Source organism: uncultured Rikenella sp., assembly GCF_910579375.1.
In the GTDB taxonomy this organism is placed as follows: Bacteria; Bacteroidota; Bacteroidia; order Bacteroidales; family Rikenellaceae; genus Rikenella.
Map to the genome: position 1 here is coordinate 1 of NZ_CAJTUJ010000022.1, position 26,599 is coordinate 26,599.

At 58.1% G+C, this 26,599-nt stretch carries 29 protein-coding genes and 1 pseudogene; 5 read left to right on the plus strand and 25 right to left on the minus strand.

From position 1 onward, the window contains the following. Window positions 1-709 precede the first annotated feature (709 nt). The 21 genes and pseudogenes from rpsN to QZ302_RS03785 form a co-directional block, all read right to left on the minus strand. Window positions 710-979, minus strand: a complete 270-nt coding sequence (rpsN, locus tag QZ302_RS03685; RefSeq protein WP_294592620.1) for a 30S ribosomal protein S14 — start codon at window positions 977-979, stop codon at window positions 710-712. A gap of 3 nt (window positions 980-982) precedes the next feature. Beyond that, window positions 983-1,540, minus strand: coding sequence for a 50S ribosomal protein L5 (rplE, locus tag QZ302_RS03690; RefSeq protein ID WP_294592622.1), 558 nt, complete (start codon window positions 1,538-1,540; stop codon window positions 983-985). Then, entirely contained in the window at window positions 1,540-1,863 is a 324-nt protein-coding gene (rplX, locus tag QZ302_RS03695) for a 50S ribosomal protein L24 (RefSeq protein WP_294592624.1), read from the minus strand. Before rplX ends, rplE begins: the two co-directional genes overlap by 1 nt. 25 nt (window positions 1,864-1,888) lie before the next feature. Next, window positions 1,889-2,254 (minus strand): 50S ribosomal protein L14, encoded by a 366-nt coding sequence (rplN, locus tag QZ302_RS03700; RefSeq protein ID WP_294592626.1) that lies wholly within the window; start codon window positions 2,252-2,254, stop codon window positions 1,889-1,891. Between the two features lie 2 nt (window positions 2,255-2,256). Continuing rightward, a complete protein-coding gene (gene rpsQ / locus QZ302_RS03705; RefSeq protein WP_294592628.1) occupies window positions 2,257-2,514 on the minus strand; it encodes a 30S ribosomal protein S17 in 258 nt (85 codons plus the stop codon). A gap of 5 nt (window positions 2,515-2,519) precedes the next feature. Continuing rightward, entirely contained in the window at window positions 2,520-2,723 is a 204-nt protein-coding gene (rpmC, locus tag QZ302_RS03710) for a 50S ribosomal protein L29 (protein WP_294592630.1), read from the minus strand. Window positions 2,724-2,732: 9 nt separating this feature from the next. Next, a complete protein-coding gene (gene rplP / locus QZ302_RS03715; protein WP_294592631.1) occupies window positions 2,733-3,161 on the minus strand; it encodes a 50S ribosomal protein L16 in 429 nt (142 codons plus the stop codon). Window positions 3,162-3,194: 33 nt separating this feature from the next. After that, window positions 3,195-3,992 carry a 30S ribosomal protein S3 gene (gene rpsC, locus QZ302_RS03720; RefSeq protein ID WP_294592633.1) on the minus strand — a complete coding sequence of 266 codons (798 nt, stop codon included), beginning with the start codon at window positions 3,990-3,992 and terminating at the stop codon, window positions 3,195-3,197. A gap of 184 nt (window positions 3,993-4,176) precedes the next feature. After that, window positions 4,177-4,566: pseudogene (gene rplV / locus QZ302_RS03725) on the minus strand (50S ribosomal protein L22); the annotation flags it as partial. 28 nt (window positions 4,567-4,594) lie between these two features. Then, window positions 4,595-4,864 (minus strand): 30S ribosomal protein S19, encoded by a 270-nt coding sequence (gene rpsS, locus QZ302_RS03730; RefSeq protein ID WP_294592635.1) that lies wholly within the window; start codon window positions 4,862-4,864, stop codon window positions 4,595-4,597. 19 nt (window positions 4,865-4,883) lie between these two features. Beyond that, window positions 4,884-5,708, minus strand: a complete 825-nt coding sequence (gene rplB / locus QZ302_RS03735; protein WP_294592637.1) for a 50S ribosomal protein L2 — start codon at window positions 5,706-5,708, stop codon at window positions 4,884-4,886. A gap of 6 nt (window positions 5,709-5,714) precedes the next feature. Further along, the gene (gene rplW / locus QZ302_RS03740; RefSeq protein ID WP_294592639.1) at window positions 5,715-6,005 is read right to left on the minus strand and encodes a 50S ribosomal protein L23; all 291 of its coding nucleotides are present in this window, start codon (window positions 6,003-6,005) and stop codon (window positions 5,715-5,717) included. Window positions 6,006-6,031: 26 nt separating this feature from the next. Next, window positions 6,032-6,673, minus strand: a complete 642-nt coding sequence (rplD, locus tag QZ302_RS03745; RefSeq protein ID WP_294592641.1) for a 50S ribosomal protein L4 — start codon at window positions 6,671-6,673, stop codon at window positions 6,032-6,034. A 26-nt stretch (window positions 6,674-6,699) separates the two neighbouring features. Then, a complete protein-coding gene (gene rplC, locus QZ302_RS03750) occupies window positions 6,700-7,317 on the minus strand; it encodes a 50S ribosomal protein L3 (protein ID WP_294592643.1) in 618 nt (205 codons plus the stop codon). Window positions 7,318-7,589: 272 nt separating this feature from the next. Beyond that, complete coding sequence (locus QZ302_RS03755; protein ID WP_294592645.1) at window positions 7,590-8,663, minus strand: BF3164 family lipoprotein; 1,074 nt, start codon at window positions 8,661-8,663, stop codon at window positions 7,590-7,592. Window positions 8,664-8,815: 152 nt separating this feature from the next. Further along, window positions 8,816-9,121 (minus strand): 30S ribosomal protein S10, encoded by a 306-nt coding sequence (gene rpsJ / locus QZ302_RS03760; RefSeq protein ID WP_027290546.1) that lies wholly within the window; start codon window positions 9,119-9,121, stop codon window positions 8,816-8,818. Beyond that, entirely contained in the window at window positions 9,121-11,238 is a 2,118-nt protein-coding gene (gene fusA / locus QZ302_RS03765) for an elongation factor G (protein WP_294592649.1), read from the minus strand. The genes rpsJ and fusA overlap by 1 nt, the downstream gene beginning before the upstream one ends. Window positions 11,239-11,265: 27 nt before the next feature. Further along, a complete protein-coding gene (rpsG, locus tag QZ302_RS03770) occupies window positions 11,266-11,742 on the minus strand; it encodes a 30S ribosomal protein S7 (protein ID WP_294592651.1) in 477 nt (158 codons plus the stop codon). A 114-nt stretch (window positions 11,743-11,856) separates the two neighbouring features. Continuing rightward, entirely contained in the window at window positions 11,857-12,246 is a 390-nt protein-coding gene (gene rpsL, locus QZ302_RS03775) for a 30S ribosomal protein S12 (RefSeq protein ID WP_294592653.1), read from the minus strand. A gap of 172 nt (window positions 12,247-12,418) precedes the next feature. Continuing rightward, the gene (locus QZ302_RS03780) at window positions 12,419-14,221 is read right to left on the minus strand and encodes a U32 family peptidase (RefSeq protein WP_294592655.1); all 1,803 of its coding nucleotides are present in this window, start codon (window positions 14,219-14,221) and stop codon (window positions 12,419-12,421) included. Between the two features lie 10 nt (window positions 14,222-14,231). Next, the gene (locus QZ302_RS03785; RefSeq protein ID WP_294592657.1) at window positions 14,232-17,075 is read right to left on the minus strand and encodes a M16 family metallopeptidase; all 2,844 of its coding nucleotides are present in this window, start codon (window positions 17,073-17,075) and stop codon (window positions 14,232-14,234) included. Window positions 17,076-17,193: 118 nt separating this feature from the next. Here QZ302_RS03785 and QZ302_RS03790 point away from each other — a divergent pair, with 118 nt between their 5' ends. Genes QZ302_RS03790 through murF form a run of 4 tightly spaced genes read left to right on the plus strand, consistent with a single transcriptional unit; the run spans window position 17,194 to window position 20,578 of the window. After that, on the plus strand, window positions 17,194-17,367 hold the full coding sequence (locus tag QZ302_RS03790; RefSeq protein WP_294592659.1) for a helix-turn-helix domain-containing protein: 174 nt from the start codon (window positions 17,194-17,196) through the stop codon (window positions 17,365-17,367). An 11-nt stretch (window positions 17,368-17,378) separates the two neighbouring features. Beyond that, window positions 17,379-18,044, plus strand: a complete 666-nt coding sequence (gene ung, locus QZ302_RS03795; protein WP_294592661.1) for a uracil-DNA glycosylase — start codon at window positions 17,379-17,381, stop codon at window positions 18,042-18,044. 55 nt (window positions 18,045-18,099) lie between these two features. Continuing rightward, the gene (locus QZ302_RS03800) at window positions 18,100-19,203 is read left to right on the plus strand and encodes a mannose-1-phosphate guanylyltransferase (RefSeq protein WP_294592663.1); all 1,104 of its coding nucleotides are present in this window, start codon (window positions 18,100-18,102) and stop codon (window positions 19,201-19,203) included. Continuing rightward, window positions 19,169-20,578 carry a UDP-N-acetylmuramoyl-tripeptide--D-alanyl-D-alanine ligase gene (gene murF / locus QZ302_RS03805; RefSeq protein ID WP_294592665.1) on the plus strand — a complete coding sequence of 470 codons (1,410 nt, stop codon included), beginning with the start codon at window positions 19,169-19,171 and terminating at the stop codon, window positions 20,576-20,578. Before QZ302_RS03800 ends, murF begins: the two co-directional genes overlap by 35 nt. On the opposite strand, the gene QZ302_RS03810 is transcribed toward murF, so the two are convergent. The 4 genes from QZ302_RS03810 to QZ302_RS03825 form a co-directional block, all read right to left on the minus strand. Further along, the gene (locus QZ302_RS03810) at window positions 20,573-21,457 is read right to left on the minus strand and encodes a hypothetical protein (protein ID WP_294592667.1); all 885 of its coding nucleotides are present in this window, start codon (window positions 21,455-21,457) and stop codon (window positions 20,573-20,575) included. The two genes, murF and QZ302_RS03810, sit on opposite strands and share 6 nt — an antisense overlap. Before the next feature lie 31 nt (window positions 21,458-21,488). Continuing rightward, a complete protein-coding gene (locus QZ302_RS03815; protein ID WP_294592669.1) occupies window positions 21,489-22,427 on the minus strand; it encodes an NAD-dependent epimerase/dehydratase family protein in 939 nt (312 codons plus the stop codon). 144 nt (window positions 22,428-22,571) lie between these two features. Beyond that, complete coding sequence (panD, locus tag QZ302_RS03820) at window positions 22,572-22,925, minus strand: aspartate 1-decarboxylase (protein WP_294592672.1); 354 nt, start codon at window positions 22,923-22,925, stop codon at window positions 22,572-22,574. A 27-nt stretch (window positions 22,926-22,952) separates the two neighbouring features. After that, on the minus strand, window positions 22,953-23,714 hold the full coding sequence (locus tag QZ302_RS03825) for a peptidylprolyl isomerase (protein ID WP_294592675.1): 762 nt from the start codon (window positions 23,712-23,714) through the stop codon (window positions 22,953-22,955). Window positions 23,715-23,774: 60 nt separating this feature from the next. On the opposite strand from QZ302_RS03825, the gene QZ302_RS03830 reads away from it, so the two are divergent. After that, window positions 23,775-26,075, plus strand: a complete 2,301-nt coding sequence (locus QZ302_RS03830) for a patatin-like phospholipase family protein (RefSeq protein ID WP_294592677.1) — start codon at window positions 23,775-23,777, stop codon at window positions 26,073-26,075. Window positions 26,076-26,599: the final 524 nt, after the last annotated feature.

Below are 26,599 nucleotides of genomic sequence, written 5' to 3' on the forward strand. Positions count from 1 at the left end.
CGCCCCTATTCTCTGCCCCGTGTCCGCCTCACTGCGGCTCCGCTTTCGCTCCGCCGCGTTTTCGCGCGCCTTGCGCGATTCATCTATATTCGGCTACCGCCGAAATCGTTGAATCGCTCCTTTAGGCGTGGCGCGCGATTGCTTTGATGTAATAAAGGCCGACCGCCGTGGCGCGAACGCGTCCGCCGGGCGGGCGGTGCCTCCCGGCACTCGGAAGGGGCAGCCTCAGCCCAATTCCTCGCTCCGTTCTTTGTTCGCGCGCCTGGGGAAATCCTATCAAAACACGCCAGCGAGTTTTGACGATTTCCCTCCTTAGGCGACGGCGCGCGATCTGAGCACTGCCCCGGCTGGTACTGTTCTCTTTGTGAACAAAGAGAACCAGAAAGCCGACGCTGCCAGCGAGAGCAATGCAAACGTAGTTTGCAAATTGCTGAGCGGCGAGGAGGAAGGCGAAGCCGAACTTTAGACGGATGCTGACGCATCTTAAAGCTGTCGACACCTCATTCTTTGCCCCGCCTGAAACTGCCCTGCGCGGGCGGCGTCCGGGTGACCCCGGCAGGACGGGCGAAACTACGTTTCGCTAAGGCAGCCTCGGCCCTAAATTGACTGTCACAATCCCCTCTAAAATGAGCATCGGGGCTCCGGAATCTCCGAAGCCCCGATGAACTATCAAGTCATTTCGACGTTGCACCAAAACAACATCGAAAATCTACCAGCTCGCTTTCTTCACCCCCGGCAACAAACCTGCGGAAGCCATCTCACGGAACTGGATTCTGCTGATTCCGAACTGCCGCATGTACCCTTTCGGTCGCCCCGTGAGCTGACAACGGTTGTGCAGCCGGATCGGGTTGGAGTTTTTCGGCAATTTAGCCAACCCCGCATAATCTCCCGCCTCTTTCAGTGCGGCGCGCTTAGCGGCATATCGTGCCACGAGCTTGGCCCGTTTCACTTCGCGGGCTTTCATCGATTCTTTTGCCATGGCTTAGTTCTTTTTTGCGTTTTTAAAAGGAAGGCCGAACTGCTTGAGCAGTGCATAAGCTTCGGTATCATTATCCGCGGTAGTCACGAAGGTGATTTCGACGCCGAAGATTTTGGTAATCTTGTCGATGTCGATTTCCGGGAAGATGATATGTTCCTGCACCCCCAAGGTGTAGTTCCCCTGGCCGTCGAATTTGTCGTTGATCCCTTTGAAGTCGCGGATACGCGGCAAAGAGACTGCGATCAACCGTTCCAAGAATTCGTACATCCGTTCCCGACGCAAGGTAACGCGCACCCCGATGGGCATCTGCTTACGGAGTTTGAAGTTCGAGATGTCTTTCTTGGACCGGGTCTGTACGGCGTGCTGTCCGGCAATCGTAGAGAGCTCGTTCTGAGCCACTTCAACGAGTTTCTTATCAGCAACGGCAGCTCCGATCCCCTGGTTGATGACGATTTTTTCGAGCTTCGGCACCTGCATGATGCTTTTGTAGCCGAACTCTTTCATCAAAGCGGGAGCGATCTCCTCTTTGTATTTGGTTTTGAGTGAAGGTACGTATGCCATTATTTGATCTCCTCGCCTGATTTGACGGCCACGCGGACCAGTTTGCCTTTATCGTTCTTCTTGCGTCCCACACGGGTCGGTTTTCCCGACTTCGGATCGAGCGGTTGCAGGTTGCTGATGTGAATCGGGGCTTCCCGTTTCACGATCCCGCCCTGAGGATTTGCGGCGTTGGGTTTGGTGTGTTTGCTCACCAGATTGACCCCTTCGACGATGGCGCGCTGCTTTTCGACGAGCACTTCGAGCACTTTACCCTGCTGCCCTTTGTTGTCGCCAGCATTGACGTACACCGTGTCCCCTTTTTTGATATGCAGTTTAGTTGACATTTCGGTTTGTTTGTTAAGAGAAGGTTTACAGCACTTCCGGCGCCAAGGAGATGATTTTCATATTGGCGTCGCGAAGCTCTCTGGCCACCGGCCCGAAGATACGCGTACCGCGCATTTCACCGGCGTTGTTGAGCAACACGACGGCGTTGTCGTCGAAGCGGATGTAGGAGCCGTCCGGCCGACGCACCTCTTTCTTGGTGCGTACCACGACTGCTTTCGAGACTGCGCCTTTTTTGATGTCGCCGCCCGGGGTCGCGCTTTTGACGCTGACAACGATTTTGTCCCCGATCGACGCGTAGCGCCGCCCGGTACCGCCAAGTACACGGATACAGAGGACTTCCTTGGCTCCGCTGTTATCGGCTACGGAGAGCCGGCTTTCTTGTTGTATCATGGTTACTTAGCTCTTTCGATGATTTCTACTAATCTCCACCGTTTGGACTTGCTGAGCGGACGGGTTTCCATAATCCGGACGGTATCCCCTTCGCCGCAGTCGTTGGTTTCGTCGTGGGCGACGAATTTGGTGGTTTTATTGACGAATTTACCGTAGATCGGGTGTTTCACTTTCCGTTTTACAGCAACAACGATCGATTTGTCCATTTTGTTGCTGACGACCACCCCGGTTCTCTCTTTTCTAAGATTTCTTTCTTCCATGGCCTCTACTTGTTAATAGTGGTGGTTTGTTTTTCGCGCAGGATGGTCAGCAGACGTGCGATATCGCGGCGCATATTTTTGATGGTGGTCGAGTTTTCGGCCGGCGAAACGGCGTGGTTCATTTTGGCACGCAGCAAGTTGGCCTTTTCGGTCTCTACCCGTTCGACGATTTCGCCCGCTGTCAGTTCACGTATTTCGGATGTTTTCATGTCTTCGTGTTAGATAGAGGTTTCGGTATAATCGCGACGGATGATAAACTTGGTGGTAATGGGCAGTTTCTGAGCCCCGAGCCGGAGCGCTTCCTGCGCTACTTCCAACGGCACCCCTTCGGCTTCGAACAAGATGCGACCGGGGGTAACCGGCGCCACGAATCCTTCGGGCGAACCTTTCCCTTTACCCATACGCACTTCGGCCGGTTTTTTGGTGATCGGTTTGTCCGGGAAGATCCGAATCCACACCTGGCCTTCACGTTTCATCTGACGCACGATGGCCTGACGAGCGGCCTCGATCTGCCGTCCGGTGATCCAGGCCGACTCCAGGGCCTTGATACCGAACGATCCGAATGACAGTTCAGCTCCTCTCTGTGCCAGACCTTTCATGCGGCCTTTCTGCATTCTGCGAAATTTCGTCTTTTTCGGTTGTAACATGGTTAGTTCCTTTTATTTCGTCTGACGACAGATTTACTGATTATTGGAGTTGCGGCCTCCACGACGGTCGTCGCGTCCCCCGCGACGTGCCCCGCGGCGATCATCCCGACCGCCTCTGCGGTCGTCGCGTCCGCCTCCGCGACGGTCGTCGCCGCCGCGTCCTGCTGCGGATGCGCTCATCCCTACGATCGGCGACAAATCGCGCTTGGCATACACTTCGCCGTTGCAGATCCATACTTTAACCCCCAACAGACCCACTTTGGTCAAAGCTTCGGCGAGGTTGTAGTCGATATCTGCACGGAAGGTATGCAACGGAATTCTCCCTTCCTTGTACGATTCGCTGCGGGCCATTTCAGCGCCCCCCACACGACCCGAGATCTGGATCTTGATCCCTTCTGCGCCCATCCGCATCGTCGATGCGATGGTGGTCTTGATCGCCCGCCGATACGAGATACGCCCTTCGACCTGACGTGCGATATTGTTCGATACAATCACCGCATCCAACTCCGGCCGTTTCACTTCGAAGATATTGATCTGCACGTCCTTACCGGTCAGTTTGCGCAGTTCTTCCTTCAACTTATCCACCTCAGCGCCGCCTTTCCCGATGATGATCCCGGGCCGCGAGGTGCTGATGGTAACGGTCACCAGCTTCAAGGTCCGTTCGATCACGATTTTCGAGACGCTGGCTTTGGCCAAGCGTGCTCCGAGGTATTTACGAATTTTGGCGTCTTCAACGAGTTTTGCCGGGAATTCCTTGCCGCCATACCATGACGAGTCCCAACCCCGAATGATGCCCAGCCGATTGGCAATCGGATTTACTTTCTGTCCCATCTTAGTTTGCTGCGTTTTCAGGTTTCACATCGGCAGCCGCCTTGGCAGTGGTGGTCTTGGCAGCGGTCGTTTTCTTGGCCGTAGTCGTCGCTTTTTTAGTCGTAGCGGCGGTGGTTTTCTTAGCAGCCGGTTTGGTTTCGGTGGCCGGCGCAGCTGCTTCCTTAACGGCAGGCGCAGCGATTTCCATCCGGTCGACGATGATGGTCACGTGGTTGGAACGTTTCCGAATCCGGTGTGCGCGCCCCTGCGGAGCAGGCTGGATCCGTTTGAGTTGCCGTCCGCCGTCGACGCTGATGGTTTTGACGCACAGCGGGGTCTCTTCCAATGAAACGCCCTGATTCTTTGCTTCCCAGTTGGCGATAGCCGACCGGAGGAGTTTTTCGAGGCGTACCGATGCCTCTTTCTTGGAATACCGCAGCATCCCCAAAGCGCGATTGATCTCCACGCCGCGGATCATATCGGCCACGAGTCTCATTTTTCGCGGGGAGGTCGGGCATTCGCGCAACGACGCGATCGCGATCGAGCGCTTTTCCGCTTTGAGCTTTTCGGCTCTTAATCTTTTTCTTGCACCCATAACAGGTATACGGAATTACTTTTTAACACTATTTTTTCTTGTTGCCCCCGTGACCGCGGAAGCTGCGGGTCGGTGCGAATTCACCCAACTTGTGACCCACCATGTTTTCGGTCACATACACCGGAATAAATTTATTCCCGTTATGCACCGCCAGGGTATGTCCCACAAAGTCCGGCGAGATCATGCTCGCGCGCGACCAGGTCTTGATAACCGATTTTTTGCCGCTATCGTTCATGGCAAGGATCTTGCCTTCGAGTTTCGGTTCGATATACGGTCCTTTTTTCAGTGAACGGCTCATTTACGCTGTCTTGATTAGATTATTTATTCCTCCGTGAAACGATGAATTTGGAAGTCGTCTTCTTGGGGTTGCGGGTTTTGTAGCCCTTAGCCAGCACGCCCGTACGCGAGCGCGGGTGTCCCCCGGAAGCACGTCCTTCACCCCCACCCATCGGGTGATCGACAGGGTTCATCACGACGCCGCGGTTGCGCGGACGCCGCCCGAGCCAGCGCTTGCGCCCTGCCTTGCCGCTTTGTTCGAGACTGTGGTCCGGATTGGATACGGTCCCGATCGTAGCCCGGCAGGTGGTGAGCACCATACGGGTTTCCCCTGAAGGAAGTTTAATAATAGCGTACTTCCCCTCGCGGGCAAGCAGCTGAGCGTAAGTCCCCGCAGACCGCGCCATTGCAGCGCCCCTGCCGGGTGTGAGTTCGATGCAGTGCACAACGGTACCAAGAGGAATTTCCGAAAGGAATAGTGTGTTGCCCACTTCAGGTGCGACGCCCGCTCCGCTGGCGATCTTCTGCCCGACGGTCAAGCCCACCGGCGCAACGATGTATCGTTTTTCGCCGTCGGCATAGACCACGAGGGCAATCCGCGCGCTGCGGTTCGGGTCGTATTCGATGGTTTTGACCGTAGCGGTCATGCCATCCTTGTTGCGCATGAAGTCGATGATGCGGTACTGACGTTTATGTCCACCACCGATGTAGCGCATGGTCATTTTCCCGGTATTGTTCCGCCCTCCTGAGGATTTGAGGGGGGTTACCAGTGATTTTTCCGGAGTCGAAGTCGTAATATCGTCAAAGGTGCCGATAACTTTATGTCTCTGACCCGGGGTCATCGGTTTGAATTTTCTAACTGCCATCGTCTTTTAGATATTACTGTAAAAATCGATTTTGTCTTCTCCTCCGAGGGTGACGATCGCCTTTTTGTAGCGGTTCTGACGCCCTTCGAGCATTCCGGCTTTGGTGTAGCGGCTCTTGCGTTTGCCGTCGTAGTTACAGGTGTTGACATCGGTCACCACGACGCCGTACATAGCTTCCACCGCAGCCTTGATCTGGAGCTTGTTCGCCCGCGGATCCACAATAAAACCGTAGCGGTTCAGTTTTTCGCCCTGAGCCGTCATTTTCTCGGTCAATATCGGCTTAATCAAAATTTCCATGATCTTTCTTTAAAAGATGGTCTTCGTTACTGGATTCCACAAACCTGCTGCATAGCCGCCACAGCCCCTTCCCCGCCAATCAGCAGGTGTGCCGCGTTCATGACGTCGTAGGTATTGAGGTTCTGTGCCTGGATAACCTTTACGTTCGGCAGGTTGCGCGATGCGAGGATCACGCCGGCGTTGTCCGTATCGCCGCACAGAATCACCAGCGTCTTCTTTTCAGCGATCCCCAAGTTCTTGGCTGCTGCGATAAATTCCTTGGTTTTGGGCTGCATTTCGAAGCTGTCGACCACGGTAATCGCTGCATTTTTCGCTTTGTAGGTCAAGGCGCTGCGCCGTGCGAGTTGTTTGAGTTTCTTGTTGAGTTTGAAGCGATAGTCGCGCGGCACGGGCCCGAATACACGCCCGCCTCCGACAAACAGCGGCGACAGAATCGATCCACTTCTGGCCCCGCCCGTCCCTTTCTGTTTCTTGAGTTTACGGGTGGAACCGGCCACTTCGTTCCGTTGTTTCGATTTGTGAGTTCCCTGACGCTGATCGGCGAGGTATTGCTTCACGTCGAGGTAGATGGCGTGATCGTTCGGCTGTTCGAGCGCGAATACGGCGTCGTTCAAGGTCACTTTCTTCCCGGTCTCTTTGCCGGCGATATCGAGTATGTTGAGTTCCATAACTTAAATCTCCTCCCCTTGAATGGTTAGCCTTCGATTAACAAATAAGAGCCTTTAGCCCCCGGAATGGAACCTTTCACAAGGATGAGGTTGTTTTCCGGAATCACTTTGAGCACTTTCAGATTGAGCACTTTGACCTGCTCGCCGCCAGTCCGTCCCGGCATGCGTTTCCCTTTAAACACCCGCGACGGATACGAAGATGCACCCAGCGACCCTACGTGCCGTTGCCGGTTGTGCTGCCCGTGGGTCTGGCCGCCGACACCGCCGAAGCCGTGCCGTTTAACAACCCCCTGAAAACCTTTCCCTTTGGAGATCCCGGTCACATCAACCCATTCGCCTTCCACGATCACATCCACGCCCACGGTATCGCCCAAGTTCGGCATCGTTTCGAACGATTTGAATTCGGCGATTTTCCGCTTCGGGGTCGTCCCCGCCTTGGCGAAGTGGCCCATCATCGGCTTGCTGGTGTGCTTTTCCTTTTTGTCGTCATAGGCAAGCTGCACAGCGGCGTAACCATCCTTTTCGATGGTTTTGACTTGCGTAACCACACACGGACCAGCTTCGATCACAGTGCATGGGATGTTTTTCCCCTCGGCACTGAAAACGGATGTCATTCCGATTTTTTTCCCAATTAGTCCTGACATTTTGTTTGGTAATGGTTTGTAAAAAAGTGTCTGCCTTTTCAACTCGCTTCAGCGACAGGAGGCTCGAAATCAATCGCTTACCTGCATAAAGAGAGCAAAGGCGACTGCAAAGATAGGGTTTTTCGGTTGATTATCAAATTTTTCGGTGGATTTTTTCGGTGGCGGGGCATTCATTCTCAGCGGACAAGGGGCCGAAGAGCGAACGAGAAAACCCCGCCCTTTTTCTGTTCGGGACGGGGTTCGTCTGTCGTTCGGATTGAATCGCGGCGGAATCAATCGGGCAAAGTAAAGGTGCAGAGTTGGTACTCCGCCGTCGGGTCGCCGGCAACCACCGTCCGACCGTCGGCCAGCATATCAAAACAGCCGAGCGGACGATCCAACACATAGCTCTTCAGCCAGTTCCCGTCAAAATCGAATACGCGCAACACGCTCATCTTATTCTCCTCTGCCGACTCGGCCTCGTCCTCTTCGCTCTGCCGCTCATACCGATACAGGGCGTAAATCCGGTCGCCGACGATTTTCAAATCCCGATACCCCTTTTTGAGCCCGAAGATGAAAGACTGCCCGTCGCGCTTCACCTCCGGCGGCCCGTCCGGCCCGCGAACCACGCGATTCCGGGTCGAGTCGCGCAGGTTATAGATTTCGAGCACATCACCCAATTTGGTGCCGAACACGACCGTCTCGCCCGCCGCAGCCACGGTGGCTTGCCAAAGATAAGGAATCATATTGCCCGGAGCACCGCCCAACTGTTCGACATCTTCCGGCCGGTAAGGTATCGAATAATAGCGCCCGACCACACTTCCGAGGCTGTCGATCTGGACGATGCGCCCGGTAGATTCGTCGGAAAAAGACCCGAACACGAATCCGGAGTCTGTCCGACAGAACCCGGCTGCCTCTCCGCACTCTTCCGGATAAGGGATCACCCGCGCCGGCAGCCGCTCGCCGCGCACCAAATCGGCCAGTCCATAGACGAACATTCGGGGAGCCACCATGGTAAATACCCGCACGCTATCGTCATCAACGACATAGCCGGATATCCCGAGCGTCTCGTTGGGCCCTTTCCCCCGGCTGACGAACCGACACAGCGGCCGCAAGGCCGGATAGCTATAGAGCTGCACCAATGCGTCGGCCTGACCGGCGCGCCCGTAATCGACCAAAAAGAGCAAGGAGTCCCGCACGGTCACCGAACCGATGTATCCGAGCATCAGGGTATCGCCGGGCAGCGGCTCCACGTGCACAGCCACTTCGGGCACCTCCCGCCCCGCCGGAGAGGTTCCTCCGCCGCATGAAACGAATCCGCCCAGCAACGCTGCCGTGCAAAGAAAAGCGACCGCATGTATTTTCATAGCAATAAGTGTTTCCTATGACAAATTTAACTTCTTTTTCAGATAAATATCCACTCCCCTCGCAACAAAAATTCGGAAGCGTTCCCTCTTCAAAATCTCAAGGAGAACGCTTCCGAACAACATTGTAGACGAATCTTATCGATCTAAAATCCTCAGACTTTAATCTCAACCTCTACCCCGCTCGGGAGTTCGAGTTTCATCAAGGCGTCGATGGTCTTGGAGGTCGAGCTGTAGATGTCCAGAATCCGCTTAAACGTAGAGAGCTGGAACTGTTCGCGCGACTTCTTGTTGACGAAAGTCGACCGATTGATGGTGAAGATCTTTTTGTTGGTAGGCAGCGGAATCGGCCCGCTGACCACAGCTCCGGTCGATTTCACCGTCTTGACGATCTTTTCGGCAGACTTGTCCACCAGATTGTGATCGTAGGATTTGAGTTTTATTCTGATTTTCTGGCTCATTATTCGTCTTCGTTTTTGAATTTACCACTTGCTTTTTCGATGATCTCCTTGGAGACGTTGTTCGGCACGGCTTCGAAGTGCGAGAATTCCATCGAACTGGTCGCACGACCCGACGAAATCGTCCGCAGTACAGTCACATAGCCGAACATCTCTGCCAGCGGCACTTTCGCCTTGACCACCCGGGCATTCCCTTTGGATTCCATCCCGGAGATCTGGCCGCGCCGTTTATTGAGGTCGCCGATGATATCCCCCATGTTTTCTTCCGGGGTAACGACTTCGACCGCCATAATCGGCTCCATAATCACCGGATTGGCCTTGATGGCCGCATGCCGGAACCCGTTCCGGGCACAGATTTCGAACGACAAGGCATCCGAGTCGACCGGGTGGAACGAACCGTCTTTCAAGGTCACCTTCATGGCGTCGATCGGATAGCCGGCCAAAGCGCCGTTTTCCATCGCCGAAGCGAACCCTTTCTGCACAGCCGGAATAAATTCCTTGGGAATGTTCCCCCCTTTGACCACGTCGACGAATTCCAGACCGACCACTTCTTTGCTCGAAGCCGGCCCGATTTCGAAGATGATGTCGGCGAACTTACCGCGCCCCCCGGTCTGTTTCTTGAACACTTCGCGGTGTTCGAACGTCCCGGTCAACGCTTCCTTGTAGTTCACCTGCGGGGCGCCCTGGTTGATTTCGACGCCGAATTCGCGTTTCAAGCGGTCGACGATGATTTCCAGGTGCAATTCCCCCATCCCCGAGATGACGGTCTGTCCGGAGTCTTCATCCGTCTTAACCGTAAAGGTCGGGTCTTCTTCAGCCAGTTTCCCCAGCCCTACCCCGAGTTTATCGAGGTCTTTCTGGGTTTTGGGTTCGATGGCGAGCCCGATCACCGGTTCCGGGAAGGTCATGGATTCGAGCACGATCGGGTGGTTTTCGTCGCACAAGGTATCCCCGGTACGCACATCCTTGAACCCTACCGCCGCAGCAATATCCCCAGCCCCGACGAATTCGATCGGGTTCTGTTTATTGGCGTGCATCTGGTAGATACGCGAGATGCGTTCCTTCTTCCCTGAACGAGAGTTGAACGTGTACGAACCAGCATCCAATTTCCCCGAATATACGCGGATAAATCCGAGACGTCCCACGAACGGGTCGGTTGCAATCTTGAAGGCCAAAGCACAGAACGGATCGGCTTCACTCGGATGGCGTTTGGTCTCTTCGTCCGTCCGCGGGTCGGTCCCTACGATAGCCTCTACATCGAGCGGCGACGGCAGGTATGCGACGATCGAGTCCAGCAAGAGCTGCACCCCCTTGTTCTTGAACGACGAACCGCAGAGCATCGGCACGACGCTCATATTAATGGTCGCTTTCCGCAAAGCCACGATAATTTCTTCCGGCGTAATGGCATCGGGATCTTCGAAGAATTTCTCCATCAAAGCGTCGTCCGACGCCGCCACTTCCTCGATGAGCTTAGCCCGCGCAGCAGCAGCCTCAGCCTTCAAGTTTTCCGGAATCTCTTCGATGTGGTAATTGTCCCGCACGGTCTTGTCATCGAAATAGACGTACGCCCGGTTGTATACCAAGTCGATCACTCCGGTAAACTTATCTTCGGCCCCGATCGGCAGCACCACCGGCACGGCATTGGCCCCGAGCCGTTCGTGCACCTGAGCGCAAACCCCGGCAAAATCGGCCCCGGTCCGGTCCATTTTATTAACATATCCGATCCTGGGCACATTATATTTGTCCGCCTGCCGCCACACGGTTTCGGACTGCGGCTCAACGCCCCCCACCGCGCAGAACGTAGCCACCGCTCCGTCCAGCACCCGCAGCGAGCGTTCCACTTCGACGGTGAAGTCGACGTGGCCCGGGGTGTCGATAATGTTGATCTGATAGGTGTTGTCTTTGTAGTTCCAGAAAGCGGTCGTAGCGGCCGACGTAATGGTAATCCCGCGCTCCTGTTCCTGCACCATCCAGTCCATGGTCGCCCCCCCCTCGTGAACTTCCCCGATTTTGTGTGTTTTCCCGGTGTAGAACAGGATACGTTCCGAAGTGGTAGTCTTGCCCGCGTCGATGTGGGCCATGATACCGATATTCCTGGTGAATTTAAGGTCTCTTGCCATAAATTATTGTCCCTGTAATAGTTCCGGTTAGAATCTGAAGTGTGCGAACGCCTTATTGGCTTCCGCCATCCGGTGCATCTCTTCCTTGCGTTTGAATGCGCCGCCTTCTTCATTATATGCCGCCATGATCTCTGCGGCGAGTTTTTCTGCCATCGACCGGCCGGCGCGTTTGCGCGCGAACTGCAACATGTGGCGAATACTAATGGCCACTTTGCGTTCCGGTCGAACTTCCATCGGTACCTGGAAGGTAGCCCCGCCGACACGCCGAGATTTGACTTCGACCTGCGGGGTGATGTTTTCGAGCGCTTTTTTCCAAATTTCCAAAGGAGCCTTTTCCGTGTCCTTCATCTTCTCGCCTACGATATCTATGGCGTCATAGAAAATACCGTATGCAATACTCTTCTTACCGTCTAACATCAGGCTATTGACGAACCGCGTTACCTGGGTGTCGCCAAACTTGGGGTCAGGAAGTAGAATTCGCTTTTTAGGCTTCGCTTTTCTCATTTTTCTTTTTGTTTCGCCGCGCGAAGCGGTCGGTTGTCCGCGAGGGGTTCCGTCCGGGGATCGGCGACTGATGAAATTAGTTTGGTTGTGTGTGTGTTCTGTTCTTAGAACGGACTATTTCTTAGCCGCTCCCGCTTTCGGGCGTTTGGTTCCGTATTTTGAACGGCGTTGGTTCCGCCCGTCGACTCCGGCCGCGTCGAGTGTCCCGCGAACGAGGTGATAACGTACCCCCGGCAGGTCTTTCACACGACCGCCGCGCACGAGCACGATGGAGTGTTCCTGCAAGTTGTGCCCTTCGCCCGGGATGTAGGCATTGACCTCTTTCCCGTTGGTCAACCGCACACGAGCGACTTTACGCATCGCCGAGTTCGGTTTCTTCGGCGTGGTGGTGTAGACACGCACGCACACGCCGCGACGCTGCGGACAAGCCTCCAAAGCCGGAGCTTTGCTCTTGAACGCCACGTCTTTCCTTCCTTTACGTACTAACTGTTGGATAGTTGGCATTTTGTCGTTTCTCTTTGTTTTTTAAAAAATTACACAAAATCGGTCTGCAAAGATACGCACTGTTTTTTGATTTTCAATACATTCATCGGAATGAGCGTGCGATTTTTTCGTCGACCGATCGAATCGGAAAGCCCGAAATGGAGAGAAATCGAGCATTCCCAGCCTGCGCAGGTCAGCCTCGACCGCGATAGATCACGGCCATTTCGCACGCGGCGCACCGGAATGCGAGCTCCAGCCGCACGCCGTTGTTCACCAGAAAAAGCCGGCGCCCCTGCTCCTCCGGATGCTCTTTCAGACAAAGTCCCAGCTCGCGCCGGATGCAGTACGGCGTCCGCATCACTTCGCGCCCCGTCAGTTCCGGATCGGTCTGCACCTCCAGCGCCTTTTCCACCGCCTCGAATCCCGCCTCGCGATAGAACCGTTCGGCCACGGCGTTGGCGATATTGGCCCGGAAATCCCGTTCGAGCCCCGGCGGCACGACCGGCGGGGTCGCAGGCCGCACGTAAGGTTCCGGCCGCCGATAAGCCTTCTGCCGGGCCGCCAGAAGCGCTGCGAGCAGCTCCCGCCGCAAGGCGTTCAGCCCGGCCGCCGGAACGAACGGCAACTCGCCCTCCCGCGCCACCTCCACGCGCGAGATTTCGAAAATCGTCCCGCCCCCCTTTGAAAACGCCTGCCGGATATTCCGTTCCGCCAGCTCCCGATTCGAGGCCGGTTCGTATCCGTCGGGCAGCGAAACGGCCGCCGAAATCCCCGTCTCGTCCTCCGCCGAGATCACGGGAGGCGCAAATCGGACAACGGTCGCCAGCCGCCGCACGGCCGAAGGATGAAACGTCCGGTCGAGGTTCCGGAACACCTCCGTCCCCGCCGCCAGCTCGACCGCCTTGTTCAGTACGAGCCGACTCCCCTCGGCCCGGTTCACCGAACACCCCTCCAACAGCCCGGCAGGAGTCCGGAAGCAGAGCCCGTCTCCGTTGTGAATCGCCACGTCCGGCCTCAACTTCAAGGTTAGAACCGCCCCGTCGCTCCGGGAGACGACGCCGACCGACTCGCCCACCGACCGGGCTTCCGGAGCTGCGACACCGGCCTGTTTGGCGTCGAAAAAATAGGTGGTGAAGCCCCGCGAAAAGCTCTTCCCGGGGTTGGGCTCGAAATCGCACGTCACGCGCCCCGCCGAAATCCGCCCGACCCCCAACGCCTCCAGCCGCCGGTGGTAATAAGCGGTATTATTGACCACATAATCGGCCTCTTTGAGCCGCCCTTCGATCTTGAGCGAACAGACACCGGCACCGATCAGGTCGTCGAGCCGCCCGCCGAGCGACATATCCCGCACCGACAGCAAAGCCCGATCGCGCACCAGCCGCTCGCCCCGATCGTCATACAGGTCGTATCGCGCGCGACACGGTTGGGCGCAGCCGCCCCGGTTGCCTCCCCGTCCGCACAAGGCGTGTCCCAGGTAGCACTGTCCGCTGTACGAGACGCAGATGGCCCCGTGCACGAACGCCTCCAGTTCGACCTCCTCGGGCAGGGCGGCCCGGATGGCCCGGATCTGCGCCAGCGAAGCCCCCCGCTCCAGCACGATGCGCGAAAAACCGGCCTCGGCGAGAAAGAGCGCCCGTTCCGGCGTCAGGTTGAAGGTCTGCGTCGAGGCATGCAACGCCACGGGCGGCAGATCCATCCGCAGAAATGCCATGTCCTGTACGATCAGCGCATCGACCCCGGCCTCGCAGGCCGCCCAGGCGGTGTCCCGTGCCGCCGAAAGTTCGTCGTCGAACAGCAGGGTGTTCATCGTCAGGTAGACCCGCGCGCCGAAGCCGTGGGCATACTCCGCCAGCCCGGCGATATCGCTCATGGCGTTCCCCGCAGCCACCCGCGCGCCGAACCGCTCGGCACCGATATAGACAGCATCGGCTCCGGCATCGATGGCCGCCCGACCGATAGCGGCCGTTCCGGCCGGAGCCAGCAATTCGACTTCCATAAATACCGATTTACTCTTCGCGCGGCTCCTCCGGCAGCTGCACCACGGTGCAGACGTTGCCCTGTCCGAAAGCCGCCGCAGCCGCGGCCCGCACCGATTCCGACGTCAAAGCCTGCACCGCCGCCTCGTAGCCGTCGTAACGATTGTTGTCGTTCAGGTACCAGCTGGTCAGGTAGCCGAGCCACGTCCCGTTATGAATCAATCCGTCGCGATGCCGCTTGAGGAAGAACTCCTTCGTCCGGGTCAGCTCGTCAGCCGTAACCCCCTCGGTCACCAAGGCCCGAATCTCCTCGCCGACCAGCGGCAATAGCTCGCCGATTTTGGCCGTGTCGGTCTCGAAGAAAATCTGGTAGGCAAAACGCGGCAGCGGCTCTTTCTGGTAGGTCAGCGAGACGCCCACCCCATAGGTTCCGCCACGCTCCTCGCGAATCTTCCGGGTGTAGCGCATCTCCAGCATATAACGGATCGCCTCCAACTCGATGCTCCGCGCCAGGGTGTAAGGCAGCGCGCCGGAATAGAGCTCGACGGCGGTCACCTTCGGACTTTCGAGCGGCGTCTTATACATATTCTGCACGACGCCCGGCACCGGCACCACGACATGCCGTCCCCATCGCGGCGCCTTCCCGCGTTTCGCAGGCAGCGAACCGAGATACTTCTCGGCCAGAGGCCTCAACGAGTCGGCCGCGATGTTCCCCACGAAGACGAAGGTCATCCCGTCGGCATTGGAGAAGAAATGCCGGTAGAGTTGTTCGGTACGCTCCAGCGAAACGGTGTCCAGCACCTTCGCACTCATCAGCATGAAGGTGCGCGGATTGTGCCCGTAGACGGTCTGGAACAAGCTGTCCTGCAAGATGTAGTTCGGATTCTGCGTCACGCCGGGCAGCATCGAACGGTAGCGATCCATCATCACGTTCCAGTCGCTGCGTTCGAACCTCGGCGCAGTGTAGTAGAGGTATACGAGTTGCAGCATCGTCTCGACATCCCGAGGCGAGCAGCTCCCGCCGAATCCCTGGGACAACGACCCCACGGAAGGCATCGCCCCGGCCCTGCGCCCCGCCAGATACCGGTCCAGCTCGGTGCGCGAGAAGTTCCCCACGCCCGTCGTCCCCAGATAAGAGGGCAGCATCCCGAGGTTATAGAGGTCGGTCACCTCTTCGACCGTGGTCGTCCCGCCGCGCTGGAAAGCGTTCATCTGCACCTCGTCGGCTTTCAACTGCGTCGGTTTGACCACCACCCGCACGCCGTTCTTCAGCGTCCAAACCGTCGAGCCGAACCTCCCGGCCGTCGTTTTCACCACCGGAGCCCCCGGCAAAGCCGAGGCGTCCATCAGTTCGTTCGCCGCTGCCACCTCTTCATAGGCATCGAAAGCGATGTTTTTCACCCGGTCGATCACCTCCCTCACCTCCGCCTCGGTCGGCAGGGGGTGTTTCTCGTCCTCGCGCATCGAGATCAGCACCGCGCTGTTGCGGTCGCGCACCCACTCCGCCGTCACGCGATTCACATCCTCCAGCGAAATAGCGTCGAGAATCCGCCGGGTGATCGCCAAATCCTGCTCCGGAGTCAGGTAAGGTTCGCCGCTCTCGAAATGGCGCATATATTCCGAGACGAACTCGCCGTTTTTGCGATCGTTCCGGTTCTCGAAATAGCTCTCGGTCTGACGCATGGTTTCCAGTTTGACCCGATCCAGCTCCGACGCGACGAAACCGTTGGCCCGCACCCGGCAGAGCTCGGTGTACAAGGCTTCGAGGGTGCGCAGCGCCTCGCCGTCGCGCGCCGAACCCGCCACGAAAAAGGCATCGAACGGCCGCACGACCGGGGAGTAATTGCACCCCGCACTCCGGAAAGGCGCCCCCTCCTGCCGCGCCAGATCGACGAACCGGATGCTCAGCATCCGCGCAGCCAGCGAACGGACATACTGGTTCCACAACCGCTCCATCCCGTCGTACCGATCCCGCAAGGGCTCGTCGCGGAAGAGCAGTTCGACCGACGTACCGGTCAGTTCGGGATCCGAAACGACCGAAACGAGCGGCAGTTCGTTATCCTCGACCGTCACCGTCGCTTTCGGCGTCCGCACGGCGGCGGCAGGCAGGTCGGCCATCGTCCGCTTCAACCGCTGCTCCATGCTGTCCACGTCGAAATCCCCGACGATGAAGAAAGCCTGCAAGTCGGGCCGGTACCACTTCCGGTAGAAATCCCGCAACTCGTCGTAGGCAAACCCCTGAATCACCTCCTGATTGCCGATTACGTTGCGCCGGGCATAGAGCGATCCGTTGAACAGCACGGGCGACTGCCGTTCGAACACCCGCCGCCCGGCCGAGTTCCCCTGTCGCCACTCTTCGGTAATCACGCCGCGCTCCTTGTCGATATCGGCGGTGTCGAGCGTGATCCGCCCGGCCCAGTCATGAAGGATCAGCAAGGCCGAGTCAATGATTCCGTCCCGGGTCAAAGGCACGTCGGTGATCATATACGTGGTCTGCTCCTGCCCCGTAGCGGCATTGAGGTTCTCGCCGAACCGCACGCCGATCCCCGACAGCCAGTCGATCATCGAGTTGCCCGGAAAGTGCTCCGACCCGTTGAAAGCCATGTGCTCGAGGAAGTGGGCCAGTCCGTTCTGCGCGTCGGTCTCCTGGATCGCCCCCACCTTGTAGTAGATGTGGAAGTTGGCCCTCCGGGTCGGTTTGTCGTTGTGTTTGAGGTAATAGGTGATGCCGTTGGGCAGCACGCCGACCCGGACGCTGCTGTCCACAGGCGCCGCCTCGCCGGCCGCGGGCCGCTGGGCATACGCCCCGGCCGCCCCGACGACAGCGGCCGTCGCCGCCAAAAGCCGCGCAAAGTTCCGAAACTTGAAATTCATATGATAGATACGTTTTGTTTTTAGCGCACCGGCAAATTCGTCCTAAAATTACTTTTTTTTCTAATTTTACGCTCGGATTTTTCGCTCTTCACCCGAAAGAGCCCCAAAAACATCGATCATGAACGAAGAAAAAGTACTCGAAGCGCTGAAAAAGAGCGGGGCGCCGATGAAGTCGGCCGAAATCGCCGAAGCGACCGGTCTGCCGAAAGCCGACGTGGACAAAGCGATCAAGAATCTGGTCAAAGAGGGTCGGGCCGAGTCGCCGAAACGCTGCTTTTACGCCGCGAAATAAGTATCGGCACGATGGCAAACGTCAAGATAGACCCTTCGTGGCAGGAGCTGCTGAACGAGGAGTTCGAGAAGCCCTATTTCGACCAACTGACCGCTTTCGTGCGGGAGGCGTATCAGACCCACGTGGTTTTTCCGCCGGCGGCGAACATCTTCCGTGCTTTCGACAGCTGCCCGGCCGACCGGCTGAAAGTGGTGATTATCGGCCAGGATCCTTATCATAACGTGGGACAGGCCAACGGGCTCTGCTTTTCGGTGGCCGCGGGAACACAGTTTCCGCCGTCGTTGCAGAACATCCTGAAAGAGGTGAGCGACGACACGGGAGCGCCGTATCCCGAGACGGGCGAACTCGACCGGTGGGCGGAGCAGGGAGTACTGATGCTGAACTCGGTGCTGACGGTGCAGGCACACACGCCCACGTCACATGCGGGGAAGGGCTGGGAGGAGTTTACGGACGCGGTGGTGCGGACGATCGCCCAGCGGAAAAACCATGTCGTCTATATGCTCTGGGGGTCGTACGCCCAGCGGAAAGCGGCGGCGGTCGATCCGGCGGAGAACTGCATCCTGACCGCTCCCCACCCGTCGCCGCTGTCGGCATTCCGGGGCTTCTTCGGCTGCAAACATTTCAGCCGCGCGAACGAATACCTCGTCTCGACGGGACAGACGCCGATCGTCTGGTAAACCGCCCGATCCCGCGCTGCTTTTACTGAGAACAAACCCAACGTCTTAAAACCGCATGAATCCGAACCCGAACGCCTATTGCGTCATCATGGCCGGCGGCATCGGCAGCCGATTCTGGCCCCTCAGCAAGAACCGGATGCCGAAACAATTCCTCGACGTGCTCGGCACCGGGAAGAGTTTTATCCGTTGCACATTCGAACGTTTTCTGCCGCTGGTGCCGGTCGAAAACTTTTTAGTCGTGACCAGCGAACTCTACCGCGACCTCGTGCGGGAACACCTGCCCGAGCTGGCTCCCGAACAGATACTGACCGAACCGGTGCGACGCAGTACCGCTCCGTGCGTGGCCTATGCCACCTACCGGATCGCGGCGCGGAATCCGGAGGCCACGATGATCGTCGCTCCGTCGGACCACATCATCACCGGCGAAGCGGAGTTTCAGGAGATCGTCCGCGAAGGGATCGACTTCGTCTCGGGCACCGACAACCTGATGACCATCGGCATCCGTCCGTCGCGGCCGGAGACGGGATACGGCTACATCCAGATCGACACCGCGCCGCACGACGAGACGGCCGGGACGGAGGTGCGGAAGGTGAAGACTTTCACCGAGAAACCCAATATCGAGATGGCCCGGGTCTTCGTCGAGAGCGGCGAATTTTTCTGGAACTCGGGGATCTTCATCTGGTCGGTGCGAGGCATTCTGAGCGCTTTCCAGCGGTGGTTGCCGGAGATGAACGCCACCTTCGCCGGAGGAACCGGACGATTCGGAACGGACAAAGAACAGGCTTTCATCGATACGATCTACCCGTCGTGCGAGAACATCTCGATCGACTACGGCATTATGGAGAAATCGCCGAACGTCTACGTCCGTTGCGGCGACTTCGGCTGGAGCGACATCGGCACCTGGGGATCGCTCTACCAGCATGCCATGCGGGACGAACAGGGGAACGCCTTTTGCGGAGGCGGCGGAGTGTTGAGCTACGGAACGACGGGGACGGTGGTGAACATCCCGGCCGGCAAAGTGGCGATAGTCGAAGGCTTGACGGACTATTTGGTGGTGGAAAAGGACAATGCCCTGCTGATTTGTCGCCGCGAAAACGAACAGAATATCCGAAATTACGTGGAAGATGTCAAATACCGGTTTGGGGAAGAGTTTGTCTGAGCTCTACGAGCTCTACTGCGAGAACGGCGGGGTGGTGACCACCGACAGCCGGGCTGTACGGGAGTTGGCCGCGCCGATCTTCTTCGCCCTGAAAGGCGAGAATTTCGACGGCAACGACTACGCCGTACAGGCGATAGCGGATGGCGCTTGCGCCGCCGTTGTGCACGACCGATTGCCCAAGGGGATTAAACCGGCATCGACGGAGGCGGCTAAATATTTCGTGGTGAAGGATACGTTGGCGGCATTGCAGGAGCTGGCGGCTTACCATCGGCAGATGCTGGGCCTGCCGGTGATCGCCCTGACGGGGAGCAACGGCAAGACGACGACCAAGGAGCTGATCGCCCGCGTCCTGCGGACGAAGTATCGGGTAGCGTGTACGCGGGGGAACCTGAACAACCACATCGGCGTGCCGTTGACCTTGCTCTCCATAACCGAGGAAGACGACGTGGCGATCGTGGAGATGGGGGCCAACCACCGGGGCGAGATTGCGGCCTTGTGCGAGATCGCGGCACCGAATATCGGACTGATTACCAACGTAGGACGGGCGCATTTGGAGGGATTCGGCGGCCCGGAAGGGGTGCGCTTGGGGAAAGGAGAGCTATACGACTATCTGGCCGCTCATAGCGGAACCGCGCTCTATCCGACGGACGATCCGGTGTTGGCAGAGATGGTGGACGAACGCTTTTCCTCAGATACCGGTCATGGGGCGACTGTAGGCTACTCGGCAGCGGCGTTCGGCCTCTCTGCGACCGGGGGTGATCCGCTGACGCTGAATACGGCGGAGGGCGAAGTGCAGACCCATCTGGCGGGAACATACAATTTGGCGAACGTAGCAACGGCGGTGGCGGCAGGAGCTTATTTCGGCATTCCGACCGACGCGGCATTGGAGGCGGTGGCGGCCTATGTGCCGGACAACAACCGCTCGCAGGTGAGCCGTTCAGCAAACGGGACGGGGAACACGCTATATAAGGATGCCTACAACGCCAACCCGTCGAGCATGCGGGTGGCGGTGGACAACTTTCTGGCGTTGCCGGACGATGGTTTCGAAGGAGGTAAGATTTTGATTCTCGGCGACATGCGCGAATTGGGGAATTTTTCCCGAGAAGAACACCGGGCGATTATCGACCGGATTGCCGAGGCAGCTGCGACCAGATCTGCCGCTTTGATTTGCTACGTGGTCGGTCCCGAATTTTCGGCGGCACTCGCCGCTTCCAACGCTTCGATAGACGGGAAACCGCTGATTATCCGTGCGTTTGCCAACGTGACTGAATGGATAGCCGCAGTTGAAAGCGGCGAGATCGTGATTCGGAACGCACAAGTATTGATCAAAGGATCGCGCGGGATGACGTTAGAGAAGCTCTACCCGCTGCTATAACGTCGCGCCGGTCAGCCGCCGGTCGATCAGAATTCCCTGAAAAAACCGCTCGGCCACCAGCAGCCCCTCCGGCTTCGACCGCGGATAAGCGACCATGAAATACCAGACGGTATGTCCGTACTGCGCCATCAGCGCCCTGAACTCGAACGGCTCCACCCCCAACAGATAGCTCCCCGACAAGCTCCGCGCCCGCACGTTCGGCACCGAATAGTCGTTCCGATAGTATTCGAACCCCTGCAAGCCGTTCTCCTGCAACATGTCGAGCAGGATCTGCCGCGTAGCGATATCGCGATCCACCCCGAAATCGGGCCGATAGTCGATCCGGCTGGCCGTCACACTCACCGTCCCCGGCTCGGCCCAACGCCGGCTCGCCGCCCCCAGCACCACCTGCCGCTCCACCGTATCGGCCGTCAGCCGGTCGTTTTGTCGCTGGAGCGAATCGGCCGAGAACTCCGCCACCGCCTCCAGCGGATACGGAAACTTGAGCGTCGCGCCCAAATCTTCGTAATAAGCGACCCGCCACGCCTGTTTCAACAGCGCGTCGATCGACGCGCTCCGCAGATAGCGGTTCCACATCCCATACCCGACGAATCCCAAGACCGTCAGCACCACCGCGGCGCCCACCGCCCACGCCGCCCGCCGGAACGCCCGTCTCCGCACGATGGCCCGTCCGATCCGCCGCTGCTCCCTCGCCCCCCGAATCGCCGTATCGCTCACCGCCATCTCGCTCACATAGGCCTCGAAATCCGCCTCCGGATGGCGTTTGCTCCACTCCGGATAGCTGTTTCCCATCTTGCGCCGACACGCCGGGCAAAAAACCATATAGGCCGAACGGATTTCGACCAGTTTCCCGCAGCGATCGCACTTGATATGAGGCATATACAAGCTCTTTAATCGTTCAGTCGGGAGCCTATTTCTTCAGTCTCCGCCCGAGTACTTCGAGCATGTCCGTCGTCATCTCCGACAGCCCCCACTTGGGCGACCATCCCCACTCCTCGCGCGCCACGCTGTCATCCATCCGGTTGGGCCACCCGTCCGAAATCGCATCCTTCACCGGGTCGATCTCATAGACCATCTCGAACGACGGAATGTGTTTCCGGATCTCGGCATAGATCATCTCCGGCGAGAAGCTCATCGAAGCCACGTTATATCCGTTCCGATGCTTCAGCCGGGCCGGGTCGGCCTCCATCAGCCCCACCATTGCGTCCAGCACGTCCGGCATGTAGATCATATCCATAAACCGGTCGTGCGGCACCGGACACACGAACCGTTCGCCCCGCAAAGCGGCGTAAAAGACCTCGACCGCATAGTCCGTCGTCCCGCCGCCCGGCAGCGCCTGCGACGAGATGACCCCCGGCAGCCGCACGCTCCGGGCATCGACTCCGAAACGCTGGAAGTAGTAATTGCCGAGCAGCTCGCCCGTCACCTTGCACACCCCGTAGATCGTGGTCGGGTGCATCGGCGTATCCTGCGGCGTCCCGTCCTTCGGCGCATCGGGCCCGAAAGCGCCGATCGAGCTGGGCGTGAAGACCGCGCAATTGTACTCCCGCGCCACCTCCAAGGCGTTCATCAAAGCCCCCATATTCACCCTCCAGGCCTTCTGCGGATTGGCCTCGCCGGTCGCCGAGAGCAGCGCCACGAGGTTGAAAATCGTGTCGATCCGCTGTTCGCGCACCACCCGGGCCATCGCCTCGGCATCGAGCGCGTCGAGGTGTACGAAGTCATTGTCCTCACGATCGCCGTGAATGTCGGCCGCAATGACCTGGTGTTGTCCATAGATGCCCCTCAGGTGCTCGGTCAGCTCCGAACCGATCTGTCCGCCCGCACCTACGATGAGTATTTTTTTCATAGTGTCGATTTCGTTTTTCGGAAAGCAAATTTATCCGTTTTTCTCTATTATCGAAGCGATCGGCCCGAAATTTTTCCCACGAAAAAAGCGTTTCCGACCGCACCCGGCGGTCGAAAACGCAACACATTGACAACGAGAGAGTCCCTACCGAACGATCCGATTGGTCTCGGTATCGGGAAAAACGACGCTGGGATGGAACGTCTTCGCCTCCTCGAACTCCATGATGCCGTAGGACATGATGATCACGACGTCGCCCACCGCCACGCGCCGGGCCGCCGCGCCGTTCACGCAGATGCAGCCGCTCTCCGCCTCGCCCTCGATCACGTAGGTCTCGAACCGCTCGCCGTTGTGGTTATCGACAATCTGTACCTTTTCGCCCGCAATGATGTTGGCCGCCTCCATCAACGCCTTGTCGATGGTGATGCTGCCGACGTAATCGAGGTTGGCCTCGGTCACGCGCACGCGATGAATCTTCGATTTCAGTACCTCTATTTGCATACGAATGCTGTTTTGAATCCTCCGTTGTTACCGATCTCTGCGCCGGTCTTTGACGACCTTGACGGTCATGCTTTTGATGTATACATCCTCGTTTTTCGGTCGATCCTGCGAGTCGGTCGGCAGTTTCGAAATCCTCACCACGCGCCCCATTCCGCCGATCACCTCGCCGAAGACGGTGTAGCTGCCGTCCAGATGCGGCGCTCCGCCCGCCGTGCGATAGACCCGTTCGCGCTGCGGCGTAATCTGCGCCCCGGCCGGATCGGCCGCTCCCGCCGCAATCCGATGCCGGGCAGCCGTCAGCGTGCTGTCGTTGTGCACCCGCCCCGTGACGATATAGAACTGAGACCCGGACGACCTCCGTTCCGGATTGAGCGCATCGCCCTCGCGCGCCGCCGCCACCGCTCCGCGACGATGATAGTGGCGCGGAACGATCTCCGCATCCAGCTTATACCCCGCGTCGTTCTCGCCGTAGACCGTCACCTGCGACCCTTCGATACTCTGCGGATCGCCCGTCTGGATCATGAAGTCGCGAATCACGCGGTGGAACAGCAGGTTGTCGTAGAACCCCCGCTCGGCCAGCCGGACGAAGTTGTCGCGGTGGAGCGGCGTGTCGTTGTAGAGGCGGAATCGCACCGTCCCGCGCGAGGTCTTCATCTTCACGACATAGTGCGCCCCCTGTCCCGCCACGAGTTTCCGGGCCGCCGTGGCCGATTCGATGCCGAAGCCCGAAAGAAGAGCCAACGACCCGAGTCCGAAAATTTTTACTAACTTTATGCTTATTTTTGTCATCTGTCGAGGCGTAAAATTTCGCGGACAAATGTATTAATTTCCCGTAAAATGCGGGCTATCATGAAACGATTTCTTATCCTCTGTTTTTTTCTGACGCTCGGACTCGTCGCGCGGGGCCAGCGCGTGGGGGTCGTGCTGAGCGGCGGCGGAGCCAAGGGTTTGTACCACGTGGGGATACTCAAAGCTCTGGAAGAGAACAACATCCCGATCGACTACATCTCGGGGGCATCGATGGGGGCGATCGTCGGAGGGATGTACGCGGCAGGCTATTCGCCGGACGAGATGATCCGTTTTTTCATCACCGACAGCGTCCAACGCTGGTTGTCCGCCAAGAGCACCGACCTCGACAACAACTACTACTTCAAGAAGTTCGAGCCGACACCGACCATGATATCGGTGCGCTTCGACCCCAAAGCGCCGAAGAAAGCGGCCCTCCAGCTTCCCACGAACCTGGTTTCGCCTTACCTGTTGGATCTGGCGTTTATCCGGATGCTCTACCCGGCTTCGGGAGCGGCCGGCAACGACTTCGACAGCCTGATGGTGCCTTTCCGGTGCAACGCGTCGAACGTGTTCGAAAAAGAGTCCGTCGTCTTCGACCGGGGGAGCCTGCCGTTCGCGATCCGGGCCTCGATGACCATTCCGCTAGTCTTCAAACCGCTCTCCCAGGACAGCGTGGTGCTGTTCGACGGCGGACTCTACAACAACTATCCGTGGCAACCGCTCGACTCGGCTTTCCACCCGGATATCCTGATCGGCGGCATCTGCTCGTCGAACTACGAAGCTCCGACGGCCGACAATGTCGTCGAACAGATGAGCGTCATGGCGACGGGAAAAACCGACTACTCGCTGCGCGACAGCCTTGATATCGAGATCCGCCGCAAATTCAAAGAGGTGGGGGTGCTGGACTACGACAAAGCCAGCTATATCATGGCCCGGGGATACGAGGACGCCATGCGCCAGATGCCGCTGATCCGCGAACGGATCGCGCGCCGGGTGTCGGACGAGGAGATCGCGGCCAAACGCGCGGCCTTCCGGTCGAAGATCAAACCGCTGATTTTCGACGAAGTACAAATCGAGGGACTGACGCCGAAACAGACGCAATACGTCTACCGGCAGTTGGGCGTGCGGCCGAACCAGATTTTCGACCTGGCCTATTTCGAGCGCAAATACATGCAGATTTTGGCCGGAGGTATCTTTTCCGGAGACTTCCCGGAGGTGACCTACAACCCGGAGACGGGATTTTTCCGGATGAAGCTCAAGTTGCAGACACAGGTGAGCCTCCGGTTCTCGTTAGGGGGGAACATCTCGTCCACGGCGCTGAACCAGGGTTTCGCGGCGCTGAACTACCAGACGGTGGGACGCAATGTCTCGACTTACGGCATTCAGGGGTTCTTCGGCACCTTCTACAACTCGGTGATGGTGGGAGGTCGGCACGACATCTATACGAACTTTCCGTTTTTCGTCAATTACAGCTACTCGTACGAAGATTTCGACTACCAGGCGAACCACATGAGCCGCTACTATCGCAACCGGGACTGGCGTTACCGGACGCGACACGCTAACACGTTCGTGACGACGCTGGCCATTCCGATGCCGATGGTCGAAAACGCGGCTTTCCGCGCCCATCTGGCGCTGGGGGTGACGGAGGATTACTATTTCCAGCAGGTGTTCACCAATATAGAGAAGCCGGACCAAAGCCGGTTTACCTATGCGACGCTCTCGGCGGAAGTGCAGCAGCGTTCGATGAACCGGACGCTCTATCCGAACCTCGGGAAGGAGCATGTCTTGCAACTGCGCTTTACGGAGGGTCTGGAAAATTTCCGTCCGGGTCTCTCCGGCGAGGTGCCGACGCCGCTCCGGAGACACAACCGGAATTGGGTCGAGCTACGCTACCGCTACGAACAGTATTTCCCGTTTTCCAAATGGTTTACGTTCGGAATTCTGGGCGAGGCGACCTTCTCGAACCACCCGGAGTTCGAAAATCCTCTGGCGACGGCATTTTCGTTGCCGGCTTTTCAACCGATTCCGCTCATGCGGACGATGTTCATGCCGGAATACCGCTCGCGTTCATACATCGGCGCGGGGGTGATTCCGGTTTTCAATATCGTCAACAACCTCTATATCAAATCATACGCGTTTGCGTTCGTCCCGCAGGAGGTGGTGTACGACCACGGATGGACGGGGGGCGAGTTTTGGAATCGGCTGCAACACCGTTCGGAGTTCGTTTTCGGCGGTTCGCTGGTCTATCAGACGTTTATCGGGCCGGCGTCGCTGACGCTCAACAAGTACAGCACGGGACGAAAAAACTGGCAGCTGGTCTTCAATTTCGGCTACACGCTCTTTTCGTCACACCGTTTCTGACGGGTCTGTCGTCTCTGTTGGTTTCTCTCCCGCCCCGGGCTACCGCGGCAGCACCTCGGGCGCGCTGAGCTACGTCGGTGACTATGGTTACAGCTGGGCTTCTACGGCCAGTGGGATCAGCGGGATGTACTTGCACTTCTATGCGACAGAACTCAGCCCCAGCCACTCGGCGAACCGTGCCTACGGTCTTCAGTTGCGTTGCCTCTCGGAATAAACGCGCCCACAGGGCGTTTTGCTGGCAGCCTCTACCCCAAGTAACTGGCCGCCTCTACCCCACGACAGCATCTCCCGGTCGCCCGACCCACTTTAGTCGAGAGTGAATATTAAGGGTCGGAGCCAGCGTGGCCGGAAACGAGCATTGCGATGTTGCAGGCCTACGCCGGGGGTGGCTCCGGCCCGGGCGGTTCTGCGAACCGCAGGATTCAACTCAAAATAGGGTAGAGGCGGCCAGTTACTTGGGGTAGAGGCTGCCAGCAAAACGCCCTGTGGGCGCGTTTATTCCGAGAGGCAACGCAACTGAAGAC